The organism is Roseibacillus ishigakijimensis, from assembly GCF_016595415.1.
GTDB lineage: Bacteria > Verrucomicrobiota > Verrucomicrobiia > Verrucomicrobiales > Akkermansiaceae > Roseibacillus > Roseibacillus ishigakijimensis.
In genome coordinates this window covers 15217-40808 of record NZ_JAENIO010000010.1, presented here as the reverse complement: position 1 = coordinate 40808, position 25592 = coordinate 15217, and the positions used below count along the sequence as shown (strand labels likewise).

Below are 25592 nucleotides of genomic sequence, written 5' to 3'. Positions count from 1 at the left end.
AGGCAGGTCGCCAAGGGGGGCTGTGGGCCGGGATGAGCGGGCATCAGTCAGCCCATGGGGTAGCGAATCTCTTCGCTCACCTGGTCAATTTCGGCGAGGACTTCCTCGCTGAGCTGCAGCCCGGCGGCGGCGAGGATGGGGGTGAGCTGTTCCGCCTTGCTGGCTCCGATGATGGTGGAGGCCACGAAGTCGTGCTGCTTGCTCCACGCGGTGGCGAGGGTGACCGGATCGAGCCCGGCCTTTTCCCCGATTTCGATAAAGCGGCGGGTGCTCTCCAGAGAGTGCTCGTTGACAAAGCGTTCCGCCATCTTGGCCTGCCGGGGGCCGGCTTTGAGGTAGGCGGTGAAGCGGGCGCCCTCGGGGGTGCCGGCATTGTATTTGCCGCTCAGCACGCCGCCCGCCAGCGGGGAATAGGGCAGGAGGCTCACGTTTTCCCGCCGACAGACCTCTGCCAGCTCGTCCTCGGCCCGGCGATTGTTGAGCGAGAAGTTGTTCTGAATGGTGTCGTAGCGGGCGTAGCCGTGCACATCACTGGTCCAGAGACCCTTCATGAGACCGTAGGAGTCCTCGTTGCTGATGCCGATGGCACGCACTTTCCCTTGGCGGACAAAGTTGTCGAGCTCCTCAAGGGTGTCCTCCGCCCTCATCCCGTGGTCGGGCCAGTGCACTTGGTAAAGGTCGATGTAATCGGTGCCCAGACGCCGCAGGGAGCCCTCCAGCGCGCGGCGGAGATGGACCCGATCAAGCGCGGCCTTGCCGTGGCGGATGGGGGGATTGAACCAGCCGTGGGCCGCCCCCGCGATTTTGGTGGCAATGATGAGGCTTTCCCGGGGCTTGTCCTTCATCCAATTGCCCACCCATTCCTCGGTCAGGCCGGCCAGCTCGGCAGTGGGCGGGACGGGGTAGACCTCGGCGGTGTCAAAGAAATCGACCCCGGCCTCCACCGCGTGGTCCATGATGCGAAAGCTCTCCGCCTTGTCGGCTTGCGTGCCAAAGGTCATCGTGCCCAGGCAAATCTCGCTCACTACGATGCCGCTTCCTCCCAATCGACGTTGTTTCATGCCATCAGACTCGCCCTCGCTCGTTCCCGTTGCAAGCAGGAAGGGGCAAATTGAGGTCGGGGTTTTAGGGTTATACGCATGAAAAGATCCACCTGGTCAAAGGGGCGAGGTTCAGGTTTGCAAGTTCGAGGCGGAAAGAGGGCGTGCTGCGGGCATCGCAACCGATTGACAACGCGGAAATTGGAATCCTGTCTCATCCGGTCAATCCTGTCCAAATCCCAGGCAATTTATCAGAGAAAAAATTCTGTTTCATTCCGTTCATTCTGTCCAAATACCAAAAGGCCTCATCTCTCAATTCGCCACCCTCTGCACGTGACACTTCTCGACCACTTCTTGCCAGGTAAAATCCTCCCGCAGCATGCGCGCCAGCCATTCGTCGGTCGCCGGTAACCGGGTGACCTGCTGGAGGCGGGCCGGCTGAGTGAGGCGGGTGAAAAGCAAGCGGCGGCATTGCTCGCGGGGAATGGTTTTCTCGCCATATCCAGCGGGCTGGTTGCTCGACCAGAAGCGCACCGAATGCGCGTCGTGCCCGAGGTAGACCACGTGGTGGCCGCGCTCGCGCCCGCCGATTGCCTCGGTCCACCAGATTTTGAGAAAATCGCCCGGGCGAGCCTCCTCCCAGCTGGTGAAATTCATCCCGGCGCCGAGATCGGCGATCAATTTGGCACAGCCGGGCCCATTGGCATTCCAGCGGCCGAAGACCCCGTGTCCGTCCTGTTGGTCGGGCTGAACGACCAGGGCTTGTGCCACTGCCGGGGTGAGCACGCCCGCCTCTTCCGCCGCTCTCAAGAAGACGAGATAAGTCGCCCCGGAGCAAAAGCTCGGCCGGGCTGCCGAGGGGGTGAAGACGAGGTCCGCGCCTTCAGCCCGGCAGGCGAGGACGAGCTTGTTCTTGGTGGCATCGGTCCCGGAGTAGGCTCCGCCGGAGGGCATTTCCCGCAGGGCCGCGAGGGTGAGGGCGTTGAAGGTCTCTGGCTGGCTCCCGGCCTCCTGTGAGGGGCTGGCACAGGCGAGAAGGAGGAAGGGGAGGATGACGAGGAGGGCCTTGCTCATGGAGAAAAGTCTGGCACATTTTTTCAGTGCGACAATTCCCCAGCTGGATAATGCTCGCTGCGAAATGGCTTGGGATTCCTCCACTCTGCGCTCCACCAGCTCTTCCCGTCGGCTTTCCCGGCCCGGCTGCGGCCTTATCCTGACTCTTGTGGTTCTCGCTTGGCTGGTCGAGGTGGCTGATCAGGTCTTTCATTTTTTCGGCTTTCCCCTCGATGCTCTCGGCATTTGGCCCCGCCAGCCCCGGGGCCTCGTGGGGGTGATCACCTCCCCCTGGCTCCACGGCAATTGGCTCCATTTGATCAACAACACCGTCGCTTTCGTGGGCTTGGGATTTTTCGTGCTGGTGGCGGAGGGGCGGCGCTTTCTGGCGACCACCTTTTGGCTGGTGCTGCTCAGCGGGCTGGGCACCTGGCTCATCGGTCGCGGGGGCAGTGTGCACATTGGCGCGAGCGGATTGATTTACGGCTACTTCGGCTACCTTTTGATGCGGGCCTGGACCGAGCGCAAGCCCGCCTGGATCGCGGCGGGGATCTTCATTGCTCTCGTCTACGGCGGAATGGTTTGGGGCGTTTTGCCCAGCGAGGCGGGGGTTTCGTGGGAGGCCCATCTCTGTGGATTCGTGGGGGGGCTCTGGCTTGGGCGAAACCACGGACTCCTCTCCCATTCCCGGGGAAAATGGGGCGAATTGGATTCTCTCTGATGGCTCAGTTGCCGGGGAGAAAAAAAGGCTCCGTGGCGGGAGAGTTCTTCTTCCGCCCGCTCCTCTTTTCCGCTAGGAGAGGAGAAGGAAAAAGAAGCTTGCCGGGTTTGTCCGGGGGCTCCTTTTTCCGCTCCTGATACCGAACCATGAATACCCACCCTTACCTGTTTTTCGATGGCACTTGTGAAGAGGCGCTGTCCTTTTACCAGCAAGTCCTTGGGGCGGAAATCGAGATGATCTCGAAGTTCCGCGACTGTCCCGATCCCCTACCTCCCGGGGTCGATGGCGAGGCTATCGCGGACAAGGTCATGCACGCCAGCTTCAAGATTGGCGATTCGCTCGTGATGGCCTCGGATTCCTGCTGCGAGGGGGAGCCCGCTCCCGCCTTCGCGGGCTTTGCCTTGAGCCTGAATCCGGCGAGCGTGGCGGAAGCCCGGGAGGTCTTCGACCAGCTGGCCGCAGGGGGAGAAGTCGAGATGCCCTTGGCCGAAACCTTCTGGTCGCCATGCTTCGGCCTGTTGCAGGACCGCTTCAAGATGAAGTGGATGATCAACGTGGAGCCGGAAGGAGAAGCCCAAGCCTGACCAGCGTGCCCATGAAACCTTACGTTGACGGTTTTGTCATTCCCGTGCCGCAGGACAAGCTGGCGGAGTATCGCCTTCTCTCGGAAAAAGCGGGGAGGGTCTGGATGGAGCACGGGGCCCTCGAGTATCGCGAGACCGTGCTGGAGGATGCGGGCTCGGCCGAGATGGTGAGCTTTCCCCAGCTCGCGCAAGCCCGGGAGGGGGAGACGGTGGTCTTTGCCTGGATCTGTTACCGCTCCCGCGCGCATCGCGACGAGGTCAATGCCAAGGTGATGGCTGATCCGCGCATCAAGGAAAGCGAGAACGAGGAGATGCCTTTCGACTGCAAGCGCATGGCTTTTGGCGGCTTCGAGGCTCTGGTGACTTTTTAGAAGAGAAAGAAGGAGCCCGCCGTCAGGGTGCCCGTGATGAAAGTGAGGGAGAAGGCGGCGAGCCCTTCCAACTGGGGCCGCTTTATTCGCTCCTCTTGCACGGCGGCAACGAGAGGCACGATCCAACCCATGCTGAAAGCGAAGGTGAAGAGTCCGCCAAAGGCCAGGGAGCAGGAGAAAAGGGCATCCATGAGGGGATGTTCTCTTGGTAGCTTATTTCTCCTGCGCGCGCAACAACTCCCCCAACCGTCGGATGGCCTTTGGGATGCGCTCATCGGAGGCGTAGCCGCAATTGAGGCGCAGACAGTTGCGGAGCGAGTCGGAGGCGGTGAAGATGGTGCCCGGCGCCAGGCTGATCCCTTCTGAAAGGGCGTCCTTGGCCAAGCGCTCGCTGTCGTATTGACGGGGCAGTTGCACCCAGAGAATGAAGCTGCCGGTGGGAGCATTGACCCGGGTGCCCTCGGGGAAGGCGGCAAAGACCTCGTCGCGCATCTTCATCGATTGATCCTGGTAAATCTGCCGGATCTTGCGCAGATGGCGGTCGAATCCTCCGTCGGCGAGGAAGCTGGCCACCGTCATCTCCGAGAGCGTGGAGCTCGCGCTGAAGGATACGCTCTTCACCGCGATGAGATCGCGGTAGTAATGCTTGCTCACCAGCCAGCCCACCCGCAGGCCGGGTGAAAGGGTCTTGGAAACCCCGCCGCAGTGGATCACGCGCCCGCCCTTGTCGTGGGCCAGCAGGGAGGTGGGGCGTTTGCCTTCGTAGACCAGATCGCCGTAGAGATCGTCCTCGATGATGGCGAATTCCCGCTCTTGCGCCAGGGTGGCGAGGCGCTCGCGGTCGGCCCGGCCCATCACTGCTCCGGTAGGATTCTGGAAGTTCGGTTGCACGATGCAGGCCTTGATGTCGTGCTGCGTGGTGACCTCATCGAGAAAGTCCATGTTCATGCCCTGGATGGGGCATACCGGCACTTCCACCACTTTCAGGTTGAGGGCCTCGATGATGCGGAGAATGCCGAAAAAGGTGGGCATCTCCACCGCCACCAGGTCGCCGGGCCTGGTGACGGCGGAAAGGGCGACCACTACGGCCTCAGTGGCTCCGGTGGTGGTGATCACTTCGTTTTCGCTCACTGTAGCGCCCGATCGGAGCAGGCGCAGGGCGATCTGGTGGCGGAGATCGGCCCGGCCGGGGCAGATGGTGTAGCGGAAGGCCTTGGCGCCCTGCTGGCGGATGGCGGCATTGGAGAGGCGGGAGAGGGTTTTCTCCGGATAGACCTCATCGCTGGGAATGGCGCAGCCCAGCGGAATGATCTCGGGATCATTGATCGCCGTCATCACCTCTTCGTAAAAGTCCGGGCGTTCCACGGTGGCGGCCCGCTGGTGGCTCCGCTGTGGCATGCTGGGAAGGCGCTCGCCGTTGCAGACACAGGGGGAGACGAAAAAGCCTGATCGCGGCCGGGCCTCGATGAGCCCCCGGCTCTCCAGCACCTCGTAGGCGCTCTGCACCGTGGTCAAGCTGACCCCACGGTCCCGCGCCAACTTGCGCAGGGAGGGCATGCGGTCATTCAGCCGCAGCGTCTTGCTCTCGATTAGCTTTTGCAAATCATCCGCCAACTGGCGATAGGTCGGCTTCTCGGGAGCAGCGTTCATGCTCCCAGCATAACGCCAAAAACCAGGAAAGGACAGATACAGTTTTGACCGAAAGAGACCATGACAGATGAACTGATCTGCTCAATTTTCTTATTCTCTGCCTCTGTGCATGCTGCGAATTTTCCGGCAATTTCGTGGGGATGACAGCAAACAAACCCACTCCCCGTTCTTTCCGCCAGAAGATCTCGCCCTTCCTGCAAGCCCTGCCCGCTCTCTGGCGCTTCGTCCGCTACCAGCCCTTCGGCTGCGCCTACTACGCGGAGCAAATCGTCCGCCGTAAGAAAAAGGCCGCCACCCCTCCGGCTGAGGCCTCCTGTTGCCGCGAGCAGCTTCTCACCCGTTAGTGCCCGGTCTTTGCCTCGGGCACCGCCTGCACCCCGAGGTGGTTGCCCACTGCCCGTTCCCCGCTCCCCGAGGGGCGGTTGGCAAAGGTGGCCTCTCCACTGACTGGATCTTTCACCACCAGGGTGGTCGAGCCGCCACCATCGAGATTCATGGCTTGCCAGCAGCCCAATTCTTGGAAAAACCGCGCCATCTCCGGCAGGTCCGCTCCCAGGCTGTAGCCCTTGCGCCGTCCGTCAAAAGTCACCAGATAGACGAAGCGTCCCTCGCGGTCGACGCCGAGGGCCGAGCGGGGATGCACATCCACGGCCTCGGTGACGACCTCGCCCTCATCGAGGAGCATCCCTTTGGCTCCATACCAGCCCTGCACCGCCAGCCTGGCCCCTGCGAATTGTCCCGGGGCGAAGGGCGCGGCCGTGATGCGTGCTTTTCCCTTGGCATCAAGATAAAAGACGGGCGCGTCGCGCTGCACTTCGCTGACGACTTCGCCCTCCGAGAGCGAGAGTCCGATGATGTCGACCGCCGTGCCTTCTGCCGCCACCGGATGAAAGCCCGTGGCATTGAGTGCGACCTCCAGGTCGAATTCTTCCAGAAAGGAGCTCGTCCGCCGCAAGTGGTCTTCCTTGGGTTGGTCGCCATTTCCCGGGGTGACAAAGAGTTCCACGCCTTCTGCCGCCAAATCGACCCGCACCGTGGTGATGCGGAGGAGGCGGGGCTCTTCACGCCGATCGTGGCGAATGGCGACGCCGTGATAGAGCGGCGACCAGGACCCGGAACTGTTGGCTGCGGGAGGGGCGAGAGTGGTCGACGGCTCTGCGGGCGAGAGGGTGGAGAAAAGAAGAAGCGTGAGAGGAAAGAGCAGGATACGGCGCATATTGGGGGAAGTGCAACCCGGGCCAACCCCCAGGGCAAGACTCTGCAAGTGACAAAATGGCCTGCATGGCATGCGGGGGCCGAGCTGCCCTGCTGACCGCACGGATCACGCCCAAGCAATCCCGGAGGATTGGAAATCATTCCGCTATCACCACTTTTGCATCGCCCGGCGGAAGGCTAACCGTTTATTCGTTTTTTGTCTTGTGAGGTCGGTGAGAGTGACGTTATCAAATGTGTCATTGAAATGAAGGATTCACTGACCAAAAATCAACTCTGCTGGGTGGTCATTCGTTCCTTCGGTATCGTCTTGATCTTCCAAGCTTTTTTGACTTTTGTCGGACTCCTTGTCGCTAATCTGGTTTCTGGGAACTTGCTTCTCTCATCTTTGTCTGGCGGGAATTTATCTTTCGTCCTCACTTTCCTTTTCTCGGTAGGAGCCCCTGCCGCGATGGGGTGTTACTTATTGTTCGGAGGTCGGGGGATTCATGACCGGTTGATGTTTCAGCCGATAGAGGGGCCTTCACCGCATATTCCTCCGGTTCATGCTGTCAATCCTGACGACGAAGTTGATTCCGCGACTAGTTTGACGCGCAGAGAATTGAGAATCTTTACCGAGTGGTTAGACGCTCATCCCGAGTTTCAAAAATGCTCGCAGCCCGATCAGATTGCTCTCTTTCGTGACGCTCAAAATGCAGGGGAGATGGACGCGTGAGAATGGAAGCAGCCGAACAAAGAACATGGGAGGAAGCTCTTTATCTGGGGTCAGACTGCTCTCTCGATTAGAATGGCCGCAGTTTAGGTTGAACGGCAGGAACATGATGATTGATCGCGTAGCCAGAAACAGAAATGATCAGCGTGCTGGAATCCTACTTGGATGACCAAATCACTGCGTTCGAACTCGACGAAAAGCTACAGCGCATTCATAGCGAAGATGGCATGGTGGACGAAGTGTCCCATGTTCTCTGGCTCCATTACGACGACTGCAGGGACCATAAAGTTCGGCTGTCGAAGGCCGAGTGGGATTACTTCCAGCGCCTTCTTCTCGTTTTACATTCCGATGCAGAGATTTCGTCCTCGCTCGAGTTTCGCTGGTCATGGGATCACGCTTTGGCTTGGCTGGCATGGGCTGTTTTTATCGGAATCTTGGTGAATGGGGGAGGAGGTTGGAATCTTCTTTGGGTTCTCCCCTTTGGATTGGTTTCCATCCTAATCAGCGTCTTTCGCAGCCGATTGTTATTCAATGCAGATATGGGGGGAAATGGCTGTCTGCCATTTGATTCGTTCACGCAAATCCGAACGTATCGGCAGCAGGTGCCAGAATTTGTGAAGCAACGCTATCGTCGCGAGATTGGGCAACGGATAATCCGAAGCAAAAAAGAAGAGTGCCTTTATGAGGTGCCTTTCTACTGTGCTAGAATTCTAGGGGGACCATTTGTCCTTTTTTTCCAGGGATTTCCCTCTGTTGGGGCTCCTACTTTAGGACTCACAAAATCTTGCTGAACGCTAAAGAGATTAGGGTTCGGTATATCCGCTACCCCTGATTTGGACGCCGCAAGGCCTTGCGGGAAGCGTGCTTTTGCCAAGAACAGACGGCAGAATGCTTCGGATCGTCGTGGTATGAAGGGATCGAGACTCGCTCTCGGCAGGCGGGTCGGCCAGCGTTGTGCGAGCACGAGCCCATGACCACCGAGGAAATTCAAGATTACATCGAAAATGCGATCAGCGTTCAGTTGGAAGGTTACATGACCGAAAGTGGGGAGATGAGGACCAGTGAGGGCGGCGATGGTCGCTTCTTAGGTCAAGTCCGGGCGACCCGATACTCTGGTCTTCCCGGTGGGAAAAGTCTCTTTCTCGCGATTGGAGAGACCGAGAAGGGCGTCCAGATTATCAAATTCGGCAGCACCGAAGTCCTCACCCCTGACGAGAACGATTTGAATATGGTGCTGCAAAAGGAGCTGGGGCTCGGAAAGAACTAGCTATTTCTTGCCTCGGCAGCAGGATGATTGATTCCAGGGCATGTTGGAAAGCAGGATGGCGAGACCGCACCAGCCGGTCGCGCCCGCCAGAGTGAGCCCGGCCCCAAAGAAAGCGGCACCCAAGGCAAAGGCCGGGTGGGCGAAGAAGGCGAGGAGTGAGAAGAGAAGAACGGCAAGCCCCACGGTGAGCTGCACTTGCCGCATCAGAGGCAGAGTTTTGCTCTCGCCGCGCTCCAGGGGCAAGCCTTGCTCCTCCCAGGCTCCAAGGCCGCCGGAGAGAACGGAGAGGTCGGTGAAGCCCGCTTCGCTGAGAATCCGGTGGGCTCGTTCGGCTCGCGGACCGGATTGGCAAATCAGGCAGTAGGGCTGGGAGGCATCGAGTTCCTTGTGGCGACTGGCGAGTTCATCCACCGGAATGTGGCGCGCCTCGGCGAGGTGTTTTTCCGAGAATTCTGCGGGCGTGCGCACATCGAGAGCGGTGGCGGGGGTGTTCTGTAGATGGTCGTGGGCTTCTGTGGGAGAGAGGGTCTTCATCGCGAGGGTGGTGTCAGTTTGCTGCGGGAGGGGAAAAATCTCGGGCCGCTTGAGCGGTAGGCAAGAGCGAACTGGTGGGATGAAGTCTTTTTTGGCCTTGTCAACAGATTGACTACGATTGTCGCATTTGCTCTCAACTCTCTTTGATTCTGAGGCTTTCCCTCGCTTTTGCCGTGGCCCTTCCTTTGAAAAATCTCGTTCGGCAGGCGGTGGCGGCTAGCCTCCGGTTCCCCAGACCATGAATGCTCTTTCCCATCTCTTCCTCTTCCTTTTCGGTTTGTCTAGTTTCGTTGAGGTCGCCGCTTCTTCGAGCGAGCGTCCGAATATCATCTTCCTGATGACCGACGATCAGCGTTGCGACAATCTGGGGTGCTATGGCCGCCCCGAGTTTCGCACCGAGAACATCGACGAACTGGCCAAGGAAGGAGTGCTTTTCGACAAAGCCTACTACGCGGTCTCGATATGCATGCCCAGCCGGGTGACCATGATGACGGGGCGTTATCTCTCCAGTCACCAGGTGGGCTTTTCTCCTCCCTATAACTTTTCTCTCTCGCAGTCCGATTTCCAGGACAGTTACCCCAGCCAGCTCAAGAAGGCTGGCTACCGCACGGGCTTCATTGGCAAATTCGGTTTCACGGTCACCGACGAGGCGCAACGGCCGAATATGTTGAAAGGCTATGACTTCCGCGAGCACCTCACCGAGACCTTCGACTTCTTCGCGGGCGATGGCACCCATACCGGCGGTGGTAGCAAGTATTGGCCCCTCGAAGACGAGACCCTGCAGGCCATTTACGATAAGGATGGGGAAAGAAAGACCCGCACGCTGAGAAACGGCGAGGCCATGCTTCACTTTCTCGATACCCAGCCTGCGGACCAGCCCTTCTGCCTCTCCGTCAGCTTCCTGGCCGTCAAGCACGACAGCGATTCCCACATCCATCGTCCCCACTTCGACCTCTTCAAGGACCATGAATTCTCCGTGCCCGCGAACTGGGTGGAAGGAGCGAACGAGAAGCTTCCCGCCGTGGTCAGGAATTATTGGCGTGGCCACCGCTTGCACCTGCAGCGGTCCTCCACCCCGGAGCTCTATCAGCGCCAGGTCCGTCGCTTTGCCGCCCAAGGCTACACCGTCGATCAGCAGATCGGCAAAATGATGGACAAGCTTGCGGAGAAGGGGCTCCTGGAAAACACCATCGTCATCTACACCAGTGACAATGGGCGCTTTCAGGGTTCCCACGGACTTTTTGACAAAGCCCTGCTCTACGAAGAGTCCATGAAGGCTCCTCTCATCGTCTTCGATGGCCGGGTGCCCAAGGCTCAGCGAGGCCGCCGCGAGAACGCCCTCATTTCCTCCGTCGACGTCGCCCCCACTATCCTTTCTCTCGCCGGGCTGACTCCTCCGGATTCCATGCAAGGGCATGATTTCAGCAAAATCCTCGATCAGTCCCAGGACCTCTCCCAGTGGCAGGACGGCGTCTTCATGGAGAGTCTCTTTCTGGTCAACCTCATGGGAGCCCGGAACCATCCCAACCCCGAGAGCGTCAACGAGAAGCATATCGCGGAGAACAAGTCCTACCGCTGCCACGGGCTCCGCACCGATCGGTGGAAATACTTTGTCTACTACGAGCAGAATCCCGTCATCGAGGAACTCTACGACCTGGAGAACGATCCTCTCGAACAAAACAACCTCGCCGCCGATCCCCAGTCGCAGGAGGTCCTGCAGAGCTTGCGTCAGCGGACCAAGGAACTGTATGCGGCGGCGAAGAAGTGAGCGTCCGCAGAAGCTTTGTGCAAATTTCTCTTCTGTTGAGCGGGGCAATTTCCTGGATGAGGGCGTCCGGAAGCATTCCGATTCTGGGAGATTACCGACAAGGCAGGTTCTTTTTGGGAGTGTTTTTCCTAATTTCCAGCGTGTTAGGCACTCGACTTTCGTCGTCTAGTGTGTTGGTTTTTCCGAAGAATGAGAACTTGTCCCCCAAAACAGCTTTTCGCACTCGCTCTCCTCTGGGTGCTGGCCCACTTTCCTCTCTACTCTCAGGAGCCCGGTCAATGGGGGTATGTTGGGCGAAGGAGTGCTCCTATTTCTGAAGAAATAGCGGTGCCAATTGTAACCGATGTCACCGCTATTGCGGCCGGTTATCAACACTCGGTGGTTTTGAAGGAGGATGGCTCTGTATTCGCTTGGGGACGTGACTATAATGGCGAGAGTACGGTTTCAGAGGAGGCGTCCAGCGGGGTTGTCGCAATAGCGGCGGGTGAATCCCACACGGTGGCTTTGAAAGAAGACGGCTCTGTGCTCGTTTGGGGAAGTAACTCTTCTGGGCAGCTAGCAGTTCCAGCGGAGGCTTCCGACAGGGTGACTGCCATTGCGGCGGGATTCTCCCACACGGTAGCCTTGAAGGAGGACGGCTCGGTAATCGCCTGGGGAGATAATGCCGATGGCCAGAGCACGGTGCCGGAGGAGGGGGCTAGCGAGGTGGTCGCCATTGCGGCGGGTAGAACTCATACGGTGATCCTCAAGAAGGACGGCTCGGTGCTCGCTTGGGGAGGAATCTCTGAAGGGCAAAGTTCAGTGCCTGTAGAGGCGTCCAGCGGGGTTGTCGCAATAGCGGCGGGTGAATCCCACACGGTGGCTTTGAAAGAAGACGGCTCCGTCCTCGCTTGGGGAGACAATGCCTTTGGTCAGAGTGCGGTGCCGGTGGTGGCGTCTAGCGGAGTGACCGCCGTTGCTGCGGGTGCCGATCATACGGTCGCCTTGAAAGAGGACGGGTCGGTGATCGCTTGGGGGCGCGATAACTATCGTCAGAGCACGGTGCCGGAGGAGGGGTTGAGCGGGGTGACCGCGATTGCGGTTGGTGGATTCCATACGGTGGCTTTGAAGGAAGACGGGTCGGTGATTGCCTGGGGCTCCAATTATTTTAGTCAGAATGTGGTGCCAGCGGTGGTATCCAGCACAGTGAATGTTATCGCAGCTGGGGGTCGTCACACGTTGGCCTTGAAAGGGGACAGCTCGGTGATTGCGTGGGGTGACAATGACTGGGGCCAGAGCACGGTCCCCGAGGAGGCGTCGAGCGGGGTGACCGCCATTGCGGCTGGCGCCGACCATACGGTGGTTTTGAAGGAGGACGGCTCGGTGCTCGCTTGGGGGCGCAATGATGATGGCCAGAGCGCGGTTCCGGCGGAGGCCTCGAGCGGGGTGATCGCGATTGCGGCTGGCCGTAATCACACAGTGGCCTTAAAGGAGGACGGCTCGGTGCTCGCCTGGGGCTCTGATTTTTATGGTCAGAGCACCGTGCCGGTTGAAGCGTCCAGTGGGGTGGTCGCCATAGCTGCAGCACACGGTGAACGCACGGTGGCCTTGAAGGCTGACGGTTCAGTAGTCGCCTGGGGTTACGATAACGATGGTAAGCGCAAGGTTCCGCCCGAAGCATCCAGTGGGGTGACTGCCATTGCCGTGGGAGTATTCCACACGGTAGCCTTGAAGGCCGACGGTTCCGTGCTTGTTTGGGGACCTGATTATGGTGGTCAGATCAGGGTTCCACCGGAAGCGTCCAGTGGCGTGACTGCCATTGCTGCGGGATTATACCACACGGTGGCCTTGAAGGCCGACGGTTCCTTGGTCGCGTGGGGAGTCTGGGTTTTTAATCAAATAAACTTTCCAGCCAACCTTCCTCCCGTCTCAAAAATCTCAGCGGGGGGTGATGCCACCTTCTATCAGTATGATTCCGACGGGTTTTCGGTTTGGCTGAGCGAGAATGAAGTGGCGGGCGGGGGGCAAGGTGATGGCGACGGTGATGGCGTGAGCAATCTGATCGAGTATGCCCTGGGGCTGGATCCCCATTCGACCGATGCCGCGCCCGGTCGCTTGGCTGCGGGCTTGCTTTCCTTTCAAAAAGGGACGGAAGCGGTCGGCAATGGCGACCTGAGTTATGCCATCGAGACCTCTCCCGATCTGCAGGAGCCCTGGACCACAGTGACGCCGCTCATCGACAATGATGAGGAAATTACCTTTCAGCTCCCCACCGGCGAAGAGCGCATCTTTGCCCGGCTCCGGGTGCAGCGGAACTAGGATTTCCTCTGGAGGGATGGGATAGAGAAAGGCTCGGAGAAGCTGTTGTTAGCCATTCTTATCTGCGGTCCCGGAGCTGATTTTGCGCTGCCCGCGATGGTGGGGCGCTCACAGTTCCAGATTGCGGGTCGCGAGGACCTCCTGCGCGGGGGTGCGGTCGCCGGTGCGGGAGATGCGGCGGGGGGCGGCCAAGGGGCGGAGGTCATAGCCTGCCTCGCGGTAGAGGGCCTCGATGCGGGGGGTGAGCTGGTTGGAAAGGACGACCGGGCCGGGGTGGTTGGCGAGCCATTGCACGAGGCGGATCTGGTCGTCCCAAGTGAAACCGCCTGCCGAGTATTGGGTGAACTCGACGTCGTAGGGTGGGTCCACGTAGAGAAAGTCGTCGGGCGCAATCTCGAGGTGGGTGAAATCCCCTTGCGAGAAGGCCCAGGGGGCGAAGAGGGCGGTCAATTCGGCGAAGTCCGCGCGGTAGTTGATGGTTTTGTGACGGCCAAAAGGGACGTTGAAGAGTCCCGAGCGGTTGAAGCGGCAGAGTCCGTTGAAGCCCGTGCGGTTGAGGTAGTAGAAGAGCTGGGCGGCCTCGGCAGTGTCGGCCTGCCCGGCACGAATGAGGGCATTGAAGCGGTCGCGATGTGCGTAGTAGAGGGAGGCCTCGTTGCTGGTCGTGATGCTGAGGGCGAGCCCACGCTGCAGCTGTCGGTAGAAGTTAATGAGGTGGGGGTTGGCGTCGCTCAGAAGGGCGGCGCGGGGGCGGAGGCCGAGGGCGACGGCGAGTCCTCCGCAGAAGGGTTCCACGAGGCGGCGGGTGGAGTGGGGCTGCCAAAGGGGGAGGAGCTCGGGGAGGAGCCAGCGCTTGCCGCCGGCCCACTTCAGCGGCGGCGTGGTGGGAGTCATTCCGCGAGATAGCCCAGTTTTCTCAAAAAACGAAGGCTGGCGTCCATGGTGTCACGATAAAAGGGGGCGTCGGCATTGCCGGGGCGGTAGAATCCGTGGTTGAAAAAGCCATGGCCCGCGCCCTCGGAGGCGATGAGGGTGCAGTCGTTGCCTTTCTTTTGCATGGCGGCGGTGAAGCGTTCCGCCTGCTCGAAGGGCACAGTGCGGTCGGCGGTGCCGTGGAAGATGAGGGTGGGCGGCTCCTCGTTGGGGGTGAGGTGGTGGATGGGGGAGAGCACTTTTTCGCGGCCTGCGCCAAAGCGGTCGGGGGCGAAGCCGGTCTCGCGGCTGGTATCGAGGACGGGGTTGAAGAGGATGAGGGCATTGGCCCGGGAGCTCCCCGCCTGGTCTTCGCCGGGCACGGTGTATCCGCTGATCACGCCAGTGCAGGCGGCGAGGTGGCCGCCTGCCGAGCCCCCGCTGGCCACGATGCGGTCGGGGTCGATGCCGAGGGTGTCGGCATTCTGGCGCAGCCAGCGCAGAGCGGACTTGGCGTCTTCTACCGCTTCGAAGGGGGTGGTCTGATGGCGGCTCTTCACCCGGTAGTTGGCGGAGAAGGCCACCAGGCCGTGCCCGGCCAGCTCGCGGGCGTGGGGGTAGAATTGCTTGGGCGAGCCTCCGCTCCAGCCGCCGCCGAAGAAAAAGACGATGGCGGGGCGCTCGTCGTCGGGCTGCAGGTCCTCGGGCTCGAAGACCTCGAGCTTGAGCTTGAGGCCATCGACCTCCTTGTAGACCACGCTGCGGTCGGGGGTGAAGTCTTCGGCAGTGAGAGGGAGCACGAGAAGGGCGGTGAGTGAGAGGAGGAGGGATTTCATGAGCGGCAACGGTCTTTCCGGCACTGTGCCGCGCGGGGTCGGGGATGACAATGTCTGCCTGCGCTAAGTTGCGTGACATGGAGACTGACGCGGGTGATTCTTTTCCGTTGTCGGCCCGGGGGAAATTTCGGGATGCTGGCGGTCATGCGGTGGTTGTTTCCTTACTTCGTCTTGGCCGGCCTGGTGCTCAGTGGACTCCCGGCGGCGGCCCGTCAGCCCAATGTCATTCTGCTCATGAGCGACGACCAGGGTTGGGGGGATGTGGGCTTCAATGGCAACGAGCGCCTCCGCACCCCGCATCTCGATGCGATGGCGGCCAATGGGGTGGTGCTGGAGCGCTTCTATGCCGCCTCACCCTTGTGTTCGCCCACCCGGGGGTCTTGCCTGACGGGGCGCCATCCCTTCCGCTTCGGCGTGCTTGCCGCGCATACGGCCGGGATGCGGGTGGGGGAGGAGACCATTGCCGAGCGGCTGCAGGAGGAGGGCTACGCCACGGGATTCTTTGGCAAATGGCATCTCGGCTGGGTCAAGCTGGCGGATGCGGGTTCGCGGGGCTTCTTTTCGCCGCCCAGCTTGCATGGTTTTGAGGAGACCTTTGCCACCACCAGCGCGGTGCCCACCTGGGACCCGACGGTGACCCCCCAGGGGTGGAAGAGCTGGGGGATGAAGGAGGGCGAGCCCTGGAAGGGAGGCGCGCCCTATGTCCACAATGGCGTGGAGGTGCGCGAGAATCTCTCGGGGGACGACAGCCGCATCATCATGGACCGGGTCATTGACTTCGTGCGGGCGAAGAAGGAGCAGCCCTTCCTCGCCACAGTCTGGTTCCATGCTCCCCACGAGCCCGTGGTGGCTGGTCCGGAATACAAGGCCCTCTATCCCAAGGCCGGGGAGGCGCGGCAGAACTACTACGGCTGCATCACCGCCATGGACGAGCAGATCGGGAGGCTGCGCGAGGAGCTGCGTGCGCTGGAGCTGGCGGAGGACACCGTCATCTTCTTCTGCAGTGACAATGGTCCGGCCGGCTTCATGGCGAAAAAGGAGATCGCCTCCACCGGGGGCTTTCGCGGGCACAAGCATCTGATGTATGAGGGCGGCTTGCTCGTGCCGGCCTGTGTGGAATGGCCCGGCTCCCTTCCCGCCGGGAAAAAGCTGCGCACCCGCACCGCCACGGTGGACCTCTTTCCCACCGTCGCGGCAGCGGTCACGGGAGAGGCCACCGGCAAGGACGGGCGGCCCATCGACGGCATCGACCTCCTGCCCCTGCTGCGCGGGGAGCGGGAGGAGCGCGGCAAGGACCTTTTCTTCGGCTACCGGCGCCTCGTGCGCGGGGTGGATGGCCTGGCCCTCATCCGCGGCGATTGGAAGATCCTGCACGAGGCCCAGCCGGAGGGCCGCTGGCGGCTCTACAATCTGGCGGAGGATCCTTTTGAGAAAAAAGACCTCGCCGCCGAGAAGCCCGAACTCCTGCGCGAGCTGAAGGCGGCGGTGGCGGAGTGGGACGAGAGCTGCCGCCTCAGCCGCGACGGCGCGGACTACCGCTACTAGAGATCCTCGAGCTCCAGCTCGCGGCACTGGCCCTTTTCATTGCTCTGCCAGAGGTGCCCGCTATCGAGGTCCAGCGCGGTCAGCCAGCCGCCCCCGTAGGCACAGGTATCGAGGCAGATGGCGTGGCCGATATCGCTGGGCAGGTCGCCCTGGATGGTGTGGCCGCAGACCACCACCTTGCCCGAGCAGTGGGGCTCCTGCTCGTAGAAGCGCTGGTAGTAGTAGGTCTCGCGCCCCTGCTGGTCCACGGGCAAATCGGCAGCCAGCCCGGCATGGACCAGGATGTGCCCCTCCAGCTCGTGGTAAAGGGCGGCCGACTTCATGAAGTCCCAGTGCTCCCCGGGCACGTCCTCGAAGCTGCCGCCGTAGGAATCGAGGGTGCCCTGGCCCCCGCAGGCCGCGCTCAGGAAGCGCGCGAGATGGGGCGCGCCCTCCAGCGCCCGCAGCATCTGGATTTCGTGGTTCCCCATCAGGTGGACGAGCTGGTGGGTCTGGCGAAAGGCCAGGAGAAAGTCGATCACCCCCTTGGAGTCCGGCCCCCGGTCCACATAATCGCCCAGAGTGACCACCAGGTCGTCGGGGGTGGGCTGGACGGTGTCGAGCAGGGTCTCTAGAGAGGTCAGGCAGCCGTGAATGTCGCCAATGGCAAGTCGCATGACCTCCCTTTGGCGGAAAAAGGGGGCGGGGGCAATGGCGGAGTGACCGTCAGTGTCCCCGCCGGGAGGGGAGTCACTCAATTCGCAATCACCCGGTAGAAGACTTTGCCGTCGGCGGGCTGGAGGTTGCCGGGCTCGCGGTCGCGCAGGTGGATGTGGGGGAATTCGGCTTGGAAGCGGCCGTTCTCGACCGGCTGCCAGCTGTCGGGGGCGAGGGTGTGCGAGTATTGCAAGAGGAAGTTGCCGGGGGCGGGCACAGTGAGCTCGAGGTCGAGGGCGGTGGCGCCACGAACCAGCGAGGTGATGGCCAGGGGGGCCGCCTCCGCTGCGGGGGAGCCCGCGAGGCGCAGCTCGGTGCCACCAATGATGCCGTCACCGGGGGCAGCGTGGAACTTCAGGAAGAAGTACCGTCCGCGCAGGGTGTTCGGCAGGGGATAGTCGATGAAGCGATCGGTGAGCTCTTCGTTGAGAGTCAGGGTGGCGTCGGGGGCGCGGTCGGGCTCGCTGGTCAGAGGGCTGCTGCCGCTGGCCCAGATCTCCAGGGTGCGCACCTTGTCATTGAAGTTGTAGACCTGGAACTGGCGCTGGGAGTAGACGAGGGAGCTGACGAGGTAGGGCTGATCGAGCTGGAAGCTGAGGGTGCCGACTTCTTGTCCGCTTTGGATGGCCCAGGCTCGACCGGCATCGCTATTGCTTCCGGGGTCGTCACCGGGGAGGAGGTTTTGGTCAAAGAGCTTGTCAGCGCTGTAGTTGCCATTGAGCTCGGCACTGGCGACGACATGGGTGTAGAGCGAGCCGTCGGGGGAGATGATGGCAGGGTCGGCGGGGGTGGCGATGGTGGGCAGGTCGGTGACCAGGCGCAGCTCGGTGCCGCCGGCCACTCCCTCGCTATTGAAGGGGCGCTTGAAGGCGAAGCGGAAGTAGCGTCCCTCGATGGCCTCGGGGAGGCGGTAGAGGAGGAACTGATCGGTGGCGTCGGTGCGCAGGGGAATATTGCTGAACCGGGGGGCGTCGGCCGGGGCAGCGGTGGCGGAGTAGGCGGTGGCGGAGTAGGCGGTGGTCTCGCTGACCCAGATGTCTACGGCGGTGAACTTGTCATTGGCGTCGTTGATGAGGTATTGGCGCTGGGAGTAGGCGAAGCCCTCTACGGAGTGGCTCTGGGCAAGCTCGAACTCCACGACGGCGGTGGTGAGGTCGAAATCGGAGGCCCAGGCGCGCCCGCTGTCGTTGTCATCGCCCGGGTCCTGGTTCACGGTCAGGTATTGGTCGAAGAGGTTTCCGGCGGCGTAATCGGCCCGCAGCACGGGGTGGGCCGAGACGCTGAGGTAGGCGGAGCCATCCGGAGAAATGATGCGGGCGGTGAGCGGGCAGGTGGCGAGGGCGAGTAGGGTCGCGATGAGGCGGGCTGCTGTTTTCATGTCTAACAATTTCTAACAAGCTCTCCCTTGGGAGAGGGCCTTGCTAACCGGAGTGGCCGGGTGGAAGTTTCAAAAAACTGTTAGAAAAAGCGGTTCGGTGAGCTCCTTTATGAGATAGCCGGCCTTCCGTCAGGAGGCCGCCGAAAAAGGCCGGTGCCTCACTGGAGGGCACGGCGGGTTTGATGTCCACGGTCCCGATGGGTGCACCTGCCTGGCCTATCCCACCCCAGCACTACGTCTACCTAGGGGACCTCCGGCAGGAGGAAAGAGCCTTGGGGTTGGCGCGGATTGCAAAAAAACCGCAGATGCCGGGGCATCTGCGGTTTTCCTGGATTGCTGGCAAGAAAGGGGGCGTGGTGGCTAGTTGCCATTCACCACGATGCGGAAGAAGGCCGTGCCGCTCGCCTCCGGGAGGGGCCAGGTGCCCTCCGCTCCGCTGGCGGTGACCGTGGTCACGTCCTGCCAGCTACCGGGGCTGAGGTCCGGACTGGTCTGGATGGTGAAGCTGAGGCCCTCGGCAGCCGGCCAGGTGAGCGCGAGCTCGTCACTGAGGCTGGCGGTAAAGGTGGAATGCGCGTCCATCGGATCCAGAGCAAGGGCGAACTCGATACCATTGGGGGTGCCGTCGCCATCGGGGTCGGCGCCTGCCTCCCGCTGGGCGGGGTCGGGGATTTCGCTCGCGGCCCAGAGCTCATAGGGCGAGCCCGTGCTTTCTTCGTGGAAGAGGAAGGCGCTCACCGGGAGGGCCTTGGCGGTGATGCGGACTTCGTCGAGGTAGCCGCCGAAGGCATCGGTCTGGGTGCCGGCCCACATCCCTGCTCCGATGTTCCAAACCGTGTTTTCCGGTCCGCTTTCCGGCACGTGCCATGCGCCCTCGATGGCGAGGGAGCCTTCCAGCCGGTAGGAGGCTTCGCCCGGTAGTTTGAGGTAGAGCCGCATCTCGTCGGCGGTGATCACGGCGGCGGCGGAATACCAGCTGCCGACGGCGATGGTTGTCTCGCTGATGATCTCGCGAGCGACTCCCGAGCCATCGATCAAGCCCAGGCGGAGCTTGTCGGTGGTGTCGACCTTGAAGGAGAAGGGGGGCTGGCCACCCACGGGATTGCCGAACTTGGCCACGGGCGATTGCCAGACCCCCGAGACCTCGGTGCGGAAGCTTGCCTCGACGGTGAGCTCCTCAAAGGTCGCGGTGCGCAAGGTGGCGGTGCCGCCGCCCAGATGCGCGGTGGGGGTGGTGAAGACCGCTTCGATGTAGTAGACGCCATTGCCATTGCGGGTGAAGAGGAGGGACCCCTCATTGCTCTCCCCGGTAGCGGGAATGGTGGCGGCGGGCAAGAGAGCCGCGTAGTTGGGGCGGCTATAGTCCGCCCAGGCCATCATGTGGTTGCCGTAGAGGGAGGAATCCTGAATGGAGGCCGGGTAGAGATATTGGCCATTGCCTCCCGCTGGCACTTCTCCCTCGCTGGCCTCTTCGAAGCGCCAGTAGCCCAGTGTGGCCTCGTAGGATTGGGCATCCGTGGGGTCGGTGGCCGCCGCGTATTCCATGAAGTTGGAGAAGCCGTCGCCATCGGGATCGTCCGTGGGGCCCTGCCGTCCCACCGCGGTCTCCAGGTCGTCTCCGGTTTGCCCGAAGTAGTAGACCTCCCAGCCATCGGGAAGGCTGTCTCCGAGGAAATCATCGAGGTCCGGCGAGGAGAAGATATCGTTGGGATCGGTCTCGGCCCGGAATTCTGCCTCGGTGCTATGCAGGTCGCCATCCGGATCGAGGGTGACGTCAATCTCCTCCGGATCGCTGTAGGCCGGGAAGTAATGGAGCTCCCAGCCGTCATTGACATAGTCGTCGTCCCAGTCGGGAAAGCTCAGGGCGCTGGAGGGATCGCTGGCGGCGAGGAATTCCGCCAGGTTGGTGTTGTAGTCGCCATCCGGGTCCTCGTCGGGTCCACCGTCCAGGGTGCCACCGAGGTAGAGCATTTCCCAGCCATCGCCCAGACCGTCGTCGTCGCTATCCGGCCAGTCGTTCTCGTCGTCGGGATCGGTGCCTGCGGCGTATTCCGCGTAGTTGGTGCTGAAGTCCAGGTCGTAGTCATCATCGGGGTAGTAGTTGATGGTGCCAAAGTTCGTGGTTTCCCAGCTGTCGGGTAAGCCATCGGCATCGCTGTCTTCTGCCGTGGTAGGGAAGGAAGCGAGCAGCTCCTCTACGGGGAGGGCCACATCGCTGATGCGCACCTCATCGATGGAGCCATAGAAGCGGTCGCCGTGATTGTCGTGGGGATTGTCCGAGGTGCCGTAGCGTCCCCGGCCAACCGTCCAGGGCCAGACCTCGCCATTGGCATCCACCCCCGGGTCGGCGAGGGCGGGGTTGGTGGATTCGCTCAGGTCGGCCGAGGCCACCTCCAGGAAGGTGCTGCCCCGCTCCGTGCGCCAGAGGCTGAGGGTTTCGCCATCGCTGATGGCGGCGTAGCTATACCAGGTATTGGTGCGCACCGGGGTCGGGTCCAGGGCGGCGTGGGCATTGCCCGCCGCATCCACGTAGAGGATGCGCACGCTGCCGCCTGGGGTGATTTGGAAGTAGACGGGGGCATTGGCCGCATTGGTGTTGGAGACCCCGTTGCCGTCCCGCCCCACAAAGGTCTGGTGCCCATTGGTGGTCGTGGTGAGGAAGGAGGCCTCGATGGTCCAGGTCGGTGAAGTCCAGGTTTCCAGGTCCGTGCCGGTGGGGTTGGATTGCTCCGACCAGGTGAAGCTGCCGGAGTAGCCGCTCACATTGTGGATGGCCCAGTTGTTCGCCTCTCCGTTGTTGGGAAGGGTGGTGAAGGGATTGCCCGCCGTGCCGAGGGCCTGGTATTGGTGGCCCGAGTAATCATTGTTCCACGAATAAAGGTTGTTGCCATTTCCCGAGAGGTCGATGGCGGGGATGCCTGCGGCCTGCACCGCAGTGTGGCCATCGGTGTCCTGCACATAGGCTCCCTCGGTGGGTTCGGTCGTGCCATCGCCCTCGAAGCGCCAGTAGACGACGGTCTCCGCCGAAAGGTGGCCACTCCCCCAAGCGAGCAGAAGAGTGCGGGCAATGGGAGCCAGCGGGGCTGGAATGCTGATTGTTCTTGGTGAAATCATAGCTGCCCCAAGTCAGCGGTGGGCGTGCCAGCGCGCCTTTTTCCCCGGTGATTGTTGCTGTCTGCGGGCTAGACAACTCTGCTGCCCGCTTGGCCCGCCGCGTGCATCGTGCCGCACCCTCGTCATGGCTTCTCCTCTCGATCGCAGTGCCCTCCACCAGCAGCTCTACCAGGTGCTGCGCCGCGAGATATCGCAAGGCCGATGGCAGGGGACCTTGCCCAGCGAGGCTGCCCTCTGCCGGGAGCTGCAAGTCAGCCGCATGACCTTGCGGAAAAGTCTGCAACTGCTCGCCGAGGAGGGCATTCTCGCCTTCGGAGGGCGGGGCAAGCACCATCGCATCCTCGCTGTCGCCCCCGCCATCGTCCCCCGCACTGGCCGCATCATCCGCGTCCTCACCCCCTTTGATCTGGGGGAGAGAACCTCCACCGACAATGAGCTGCTCGGTGCCCTGCGGGAGCGGTTGGGGGCGGCCGGTTATCAGCTCGAGCTCGAGGCTCATCGGGGCATCTTCACCCACTTCAAGCCCTCCTTGCTCGCGCAGTGGGATGCCCAGCCGGAGACCGCGGGCTGGATCCTTTGCTATGGCACCGCCAGCATCCACCGTTGGTTCAGCGAGCGGGACAAGCCCGCCGTCGTTCTCGGGCGCAAGCACGACGAGATCAAGCTCCCCTCCGTGGTGCCCGATAGCCTGGCTGCCGCCCGCCATGCCGCCGGGCGCTTTCGCCAATACGGCCACCGCAAGGTCCTCTACCTCATCGGGCATCCCACCAGCCTGGGTGACCAGACCGCCTCGCGAATTTTCGTCGAGGAAGCCCGTGCCCTGGGAATGGAAGCCTCCGTCGAGAGTCACCAGAGCACCGCGCGCTCCGTTGCCTCCGTCCTGCGCCGTCTCTCCCGCCAGCCCGAGCCTCCCACCGGCATCCTCGTAGGCTCCACCGAAGCCTCCATCTCCACCCTCTGCTTTCTCTTGGGGGAAAAGAAGCGCATCCCGCAGGAGGCTGCCCTCATCGCCATGTGGGACGATGCCAACCTCGAGGCCACCCTCCCCTCCATTGCGCGCTATCGCAGCAGTGGGGCTCGCATGGGGCGTCTCCTCGGCAAGGTCATGTTGGAGCAGTTGGTCGCCGGCCACCCTCTCGCGGTGCAGCATGCCGTCATGCCCGACTACCTTGCGGGGGGGAGCATCGGCCCTCTGGAAGCGTGAGGGGCCGGGGATCTCTGGAGCCTTTCCGGTCTTTTCTCTGGAATAAATGAGGGGGGGGAGGCATCTTAGAATCGTGAGTTTCCTGCACCAAGTCGTCACTTTTTGCCTGATCCTGCTGATCGGCAATCCGGCTTGTTGTTGTCAACTTCCCGCCTCGCCAGAGACTTCCGCAGTGGAGTCGTCCTGTCCGTGTCAGAAGAAGGAGCAGCCAGAGGAAGGCTCGGATACGGGGGAGGATGAGGGGCCGATTGGTCACTCTTGCCCCTGCGCGGCCCATCCCGCCGAGCTGCCGGACAGCCCGCTGGCCCTGCCTGCCAAGCCCGCCAGCGAGTGGACCCTGGCTGCGCTGGAGTGGCAGCCCGAACCCCGGCAGCAGTTCCCTGCGGTGCAGGTGCGGGGTCCCAGTGTTCCTCTCCCGCCTCCTGCCGTCCTTACGCGCAGTTTGTGGCAAGTCTTCCGTCTTTGATGGTTCTTGGTGTCCCTCGTGAAGGCCGCTCCACTTGCTGTGGATCTTGGCTGACCCGAGGGTTTTTCGTTCCCAGGCATCGGCTTCCTGAGCGGAAGCGTTGAAGGCCTGAATCCCCGGTATCTCGTTGATCCCGGATTTCGCACCCATCGGATCTCCCGTCTCTCAGTAGGGACCGGTGAACGCCACCAAGACCTCATGAAAATATTGACCTTTCTCTTTCTCTTTACCGCCCCGCTTTGGGGAAAAATCGTTAACTACGAACTCACGGTCTCCGAAAAGACCCTCTCTCCCGCCGGGAAAGCGCGCCGGGCGCTCACCCTCAATGGCGGCATCCCCGGTCCCACTCTCCGCTTTCGCGAGGGTGATACAGCCCGCATCCGTGTGCACAATGGCCTTGCCGATGAGGAGACCTCCATCCACTGGCACGGTCTTCTCGTGCCCAACGAGATGGACGGGGTGCCCTACCTCACCACGCCGCCCATTCCGCCGGGGGAGGGCCATCTCTTCGAGTTCGAGCTCACCCATGCCGGGACCTACTGGTATCATTCGCATACTGGTTTGCAGGAGCAGCGTGGGGTCTATGGTTCCCTTGTCGTCACTCCCCAAGGGGGCGAGCCCGTGGCTGCGGACCGCGATTATGTCGTCGTGCTCTCCGATTGGACCAATGAGAAGCCCCAGGAGGTGATGCGGACCCTGATGCGGGGCTCCGAATACTACGCCATCAGGAAAGGCAATGCCCAGAGCCTCTTGGGAGCCTGGCAAGCGGGGGCCTGGGGCGACTACTGGCAGCGGGAAAGGTCGCGCATGGCCCCCATGGACATCTCCGACGTGTATTATGATGCCTTTCTCATCAATGGCCAGCAGCGTAGCCGCCTCCCGGCCCCCCCGGGGGAGACCGTGCGGCTGCGGCTGATCAATGCCGGGGCATCCACTTATTTCTATGCCCATTCCGCGACCGGTCCGCTCACCATCGTAGCGGCTGACGGGCCCGCAGTGCAGCCCGTGCGGGTGGAGAAGCTCCTCATGGGCATGGCTGAGACCTACGACGTGCTCGTGACCATTCCGGAGTCGGGGTCATGGGAATTCCGGGCTACGGCACAGGACAATTCCGGCCATGCCTCTCTGTTCTTAGGTGAGGGGCCCGAGCACCTCGCCCGTGATTTGCCCGATCCCAATCTCTACTCCATGGACCACATGCTGGAAGCCGCCATGGGGTCTATGGGCGAGGGGATGGCGATGGCCGGGATGGAGGGCCAGGAGCAGGACCGCCCCCAGGCTCCCTATGGCCGCCTCCAGGCGCGCCGCAGCACCACGCTGCCGGCCTCCGCCCCGGTGCGCGAGATCGAGCTCCGCCTGACAGGCGACATGACCCGCTACATCTGGTCCTTCAATGGCAAGACCCTCGCGGAGGAGTCCACCATCCCCGTGCGACAGGGCGAAGTCCTGCGTATTTCTCTGGTCAATGACACCATGATGCACCACCCCCTGCATCTGCACGGGCATTTCTTCCGCCTGCTCAATGGCCAGGGCGCCCGTTCGCCCCTCAAGCACACCGTCGATGTCCCGCCCATGGGCCGGCAGACCATCGAGTTCCTGGCCAATGAGGAGGGCGACTGGTTCTTCCATTGCCACCTCCTCTATCACATGGATGCCGGGATGGCGCGGGTCTTTTCCTATGAAAAAGCGCGGAATCCCGCTCACCAACCTCAGCTCGATCCCAAGCTCATCAACCCCACCTTTTGGCTTCTGGATGGGATGTTGCTTAGCCATCACACCATGGGCGATGCCCGCGTGATGTGGGGGCGGGAGGACTTCGGTCTCATGTGGGATTACGGCTTCCACGACCACCGGGAGTATGAGCTCGATGCCTACTGGATGCATTACTTCGACCCCAATCTCTCCACCATGCTGGGCTACCGCTTCACCAACTCCCACGAGGCCGAGGACCGCTTTTTCGCTCAGGCGAATTACCGCTTGCCCTTCCTGATCGAGTCCACTCTCGCCCTTGACTCGCAGGGGGACGTGCGCGTGGGTCTGGAGAAGGAGGTTCCCCTCACCGATCGGCTCTCCCTCTTTGGCGAGGTGGAATACGACACCAACACCCGGTGGGAGTGGTCGGCGGGTGCTTCTTATCTTCTCAACAAACAATTCTCCCTCACCGGGACCTATCATTCCGAGCACGGTCTCGGAGCCGGGGTGAGCTTCCGCTTTTAAAAGAATCACCAAAA

General features: G+C 61.9%; 24 protein-coding genes. 13 read left to right on the top strand and 11 right to left on the bottom strand.

Going from position 1 to position 25592, the window contains the following annotated elements; translation table 11 throughout:
- Nucleotides 1–47 precede the first annotated feature (47 nt).
- Entirely contained in the window at nt 48–1061 is a 1014-nt protein-coding gene (locus JIN78_RS05770; protein ID WP_200390998.1) for an aldo/keto reductase, read from the bottom strand.
- A 291-nt stretch (nt 1062–1352) separates the two neighbouring features.
- Nucleotides 1353–2114, bottom strand: coding sequence for a hypothetical protein (locus JIN78_RS05765; protein ID WP_200390997.1), 762 nt, complete (start codon nt 2112–2114; stop codon nt 1353–1355).
- Between the two features lie 64 nt (nt 2115–2178).
- Between JIN78_RS05765 and JIN78_RS05760 the strand changes: the two genes are divergently transcribed.
- From JIN78_RS05760 to JIN78_RS05750, 3 genes are all read left to right on the top strand, one after another.
- Entirely contained in the window at nt 2179–2814 is a 636-nt protein-coding gene (locus tag JIN78_RS05760; RefSeq protein WP_200390996.1) for a rhomboid family intramembrane serine protease, read from the top strand.
- Nucleotides 2815–2960: 146 nt separating this feature from the next.
- Nucleotides 2961–3398, top strand: a complete 438-nt coding sequence (locus JIN78_RS05755) for a VOC family protein (RefSeq protein WP_200390995.1) — start codon at nt 2961–2963, stop codon at nt 3396–3398.
- An 11-nt stretch (nt 3399–3409) separates the two neighbouring features.
- On the top strand, nt 3410–3769 hold the full coding sequence (locus JIN78_RS05750) for a DUF1428 domain-containing protein (protein WP_200390994.1): 360 nt from the start codon (nt 3410–3412) through the stop codon (nt 3767–3769).
- On the opposite strand, the gene JIN78_RS05745 is transcribed toward JIN78_RS05750, so the two are convergent.
- Both JIN78_RS05745 and JIN78_RS05740 read right to left on the bottom strand, forming a co-directional pair.
- Complete coding sequence (locus JIN78_RS05745) at nt 3766–3960, bottom strand: hypothetical protein (protein ID WP_200390993.1); 195 nt, start codon at nt 3958–3960, stop codon at nt 3766–3768. The two genes, JIN78_RS05750 and JIN78_RS05745, sit on opposite strands and share 4 nt — an antisense overlap.
- Nucleotides 3961–3982: 22 nt before the next feature.
- On the bottom strand, nt 3983–5419 hold the full coding sequence (locus JIN78_RS05740; RefSeq protein ID WP_200390992.1) for an aminotransferase-like domain-containing protein: 1437 nt from the start codon (nt 5417–5419) through the stop codon (nt 3983–3985).
- A 140-nt stretch (nt 5420–5559) separates the two neighbouring features.
- Between JIN78_RS05740 and JIN78_RS05735 the strand changes: the two genes are divergently transcribed.
- Nucleotides 5560–5763 (top strand): hypothetical protein, encoded by a 204-nt coding sequence (locus tag JIN78_RS05735; RefSeq protein WP_200390991.1) that lies wholly within the window; start codon nt 5560–5562, stop codon nt 5761–5763.
- Here JIN78_RS05735 and JIN78_RS05730 read toward each other — a convergent pair.
- On the bottom strand, nt 5760–6635 hold the full coding sequence (locus JIN78_RS05730) for a phosphodiester glycosidase family protein (protein ID WP_200390990.1): 876 nt from the start codon (nt 6633–6635) through the stop codon (nt 5760–5762). The two genes, JIN78_RS05735 and JIN78_RS05730, sit on opposite strands and share 4 nt — an antisense overlap.
- 243 nt (nt 6636–6878) lie before the next feature.
- Between JIN78_RS05730 and JIN78_RS05725 the strand changes: the two genes are divergently transcribed.
- From JIN78_RS05725 to JIN78_RS05715, 3 genes are all read left to right on the top strand, one after another.
- Nucleotides 6879–7346, top strand: coding sequence for a hypothetical protein (locus JIN78_RS05725; protein WP_200390989.1), 468 nt, complete (start codon nt 6879–6881; stop codon nt 7344–7346).
- 134 nt (nt 7347–7480) lie between these two features.
- Nucleotides 7481–8134, top strand: coding sequence for a hypothetical protein (locus JIN78_RS05720; protein ID WP_200390988.1), 654 nt, complete (start codon nt 7481–7483; stop codon nt 8132–8134).
- A gap of 179 nt (nt 8135–8313) precedes the next feature.
- Nucleotides 8314–8610 (top strand): hypothetical protein, encoded by a 297-nt coding sequence (locus JIN78_RS05715; protein ID WP_200390987.1) that lies wholly within the window; start codon nt 8314–8316, stop codon nt 8608–8610.
- Here JIN78_RS05715 and JIN78_RS05710 read toward each other — a convergent pair whose 3' ends face one another.
- Complete coding sequence (locus JIN78_RS05710) at nt 8611–9144, bottom strand: rhodanese-like domain-containing protein (protein ID WP_200390986.1); 534 nt, start codon at nt 9142–9144, stop codon at nt 8611–8613.
- 238 nt (nt 9145–9382) lie between these two features.
- Between JIN78_RS05710 and JIN78_RS05705 the strand changes: the two genes are divergently transcribed.
- Nucleotides 9383–10912, top strand: a complete 1530-nt coding sequence (locus tag JIN78_RS05705) for a sulfatase-like hydrolase/transferase (RefSeq protein ID WP_200390985.1) — start codon at nt 9383–9385, stop codon at nt 10910–10912.
- 327 nt (nt 10913–11239) lie between these two features.
- Complete coding sequence (locus tag JIN78_RS05700) at nt 11240–13210, top strand: RCC1 domain-containing protein (RefSeq protein WP_200390984.1); 1971 nt, start codon at nt 11240–11242, stop codon at nt 13208–13210.
- Nucleotides 13211–13318: 108 nt separating this feature from the next.
- Here JIN78_RS05700 and JIN78_RS05695 read toward each other — a convergent pair whose 3' ends face one another.
- Together JIN78_RS05695 and JIN78_RS05690 are read right to left on the bottom strand one after the other, a co-directional pair.
- Nucleotides 13319–14104, bottom strand: coding sequence for a DNA adenine methylase (locus tag JIN78_RS05695; RefSeq protein WP_200390983.1), 786 nt, complete (start codon nt 14102–14104; stop codon nt 13319–13321).
- Nucleotides 14101–14958 (bottom strand): alpha/beta hydrolase, encoded by an 858-nt coding sequence (locus tag JIN78_RS05690; RefSeq protein ID WP_200390982.1) that lies wholly within the window; start codon nt 14956–14958, stop codon nt 14101–14103. The genes JIN78_RS05695 and JIN78_RS05690 overlap by 4 nt, the downstream gene beginning before the upstream one ends.
- A 144-nt stretch (nt 14959–15102) precedes the next feature.
- Here JIN78_RS05690 and JIN78_RS05685 point away from each other — a divergent pair, with 144 nt between their 5' ends.
- The gene (locus tag JIN78_RS05685; protein ID WP_200390981.1) at nt 15103–16503 is read left to right on the top strand and encodes a sulfatase family protein; all 1401 of its coding nucleotides are present in this window, start codon (nt 15103–15105) and stop codon (nt 16501–16503) included.
- Here JIN78_RS05685 and JIN78_RS05680 read toward each other — a convergent pair.
- From JIN78_RS05680 to JIN78_RS05670, 3 genes are all read right to left on the bottom strand, one after another.
- Entirely contained in the window at nt 16500–17240 is a 741-nt protein-coding gene (locus tag JIN78_RS05680) for a metallophosphoesterase family protein (RefSeq protein ID WP_200390980.1), read from the bottom strand. The two genes, JIN78_RS05685 and JIN78_RS05680, sit on opposite strands and share 4 nt — an antisense overlap.
- A complete protein-coding gene (locus tag JIN78_RS05675) occupies nt 17237–18577 on the bottom strand; it encodes a hypothetical protein (protein WP_200390979.1) in 1341 nt (446 codons plus the stop codon). The genes JIN78_RS05680 and JIN78_RS05675 overlap by 4 nt, the downstream gene beginning before the upstream one ends.
- A 360-nt stretch (nt 18578–18937) precedes the next feature.
- Complete coding sequence (locus JIN78_RS05670) at nt 18938–21691, bottom strand: LamG-like jellyroll fold domain-containing protein (protein WP_200390978.1); 2754 nt, start codon at nt 21689–21691, stop codon at nt 18938–18940.
- A gap of 124 nt (nt 21692–21815) precedes the next feature.
- Between JIN78_RS05670 and JIN78_RS05665 the strand changes: the two genes are divergently transcribed.
- The 3 genes from JIN78_RS05665 (at nt 21816) to JIN78_RS05655 (ending at nt 25578) form a co-directional block, all read left to right on the top strand.
- Nucleotides 21816–22895: a substrate-binding domain-containing protein gene (locus tag JIN78_RS05665; protein ID WP_200390977.1), complete on the top strand. Its 1080-nt coding sequence runs from the start codon at nt 21816–21818 to the stop codon at nt 22893–22895.
- A gap of 73 nt (nt 22896–22968) precedes the next feature.
- Nucleotides 22969–23361, top strand: a complete 393-nt coding sequence (locus JIN78_RS05660; RefSeq protein ID WP_200390976.1) for a hypothetical protein — start codon at nt 22969–22971, stop codon at nt 23359–23361.
- Nucleotides 23362–23559: 198 nt separating this feature from the next.
- Nucleotides 23560–25578 carry a multicopper oxidase domain-containing protein gene (locus JIN78_RS05655; RefSeq protein ID WP_200390975.1) on the top strand — a complete coding sequence of 673 codons (2019 nt, stop codon included), beginning with the start codon at nt 23560–23562 and terminating at the stop codon, nt 25576–25578.
- Nucleotides 25579–25592 lie beyond the last annotated feature (14 nt).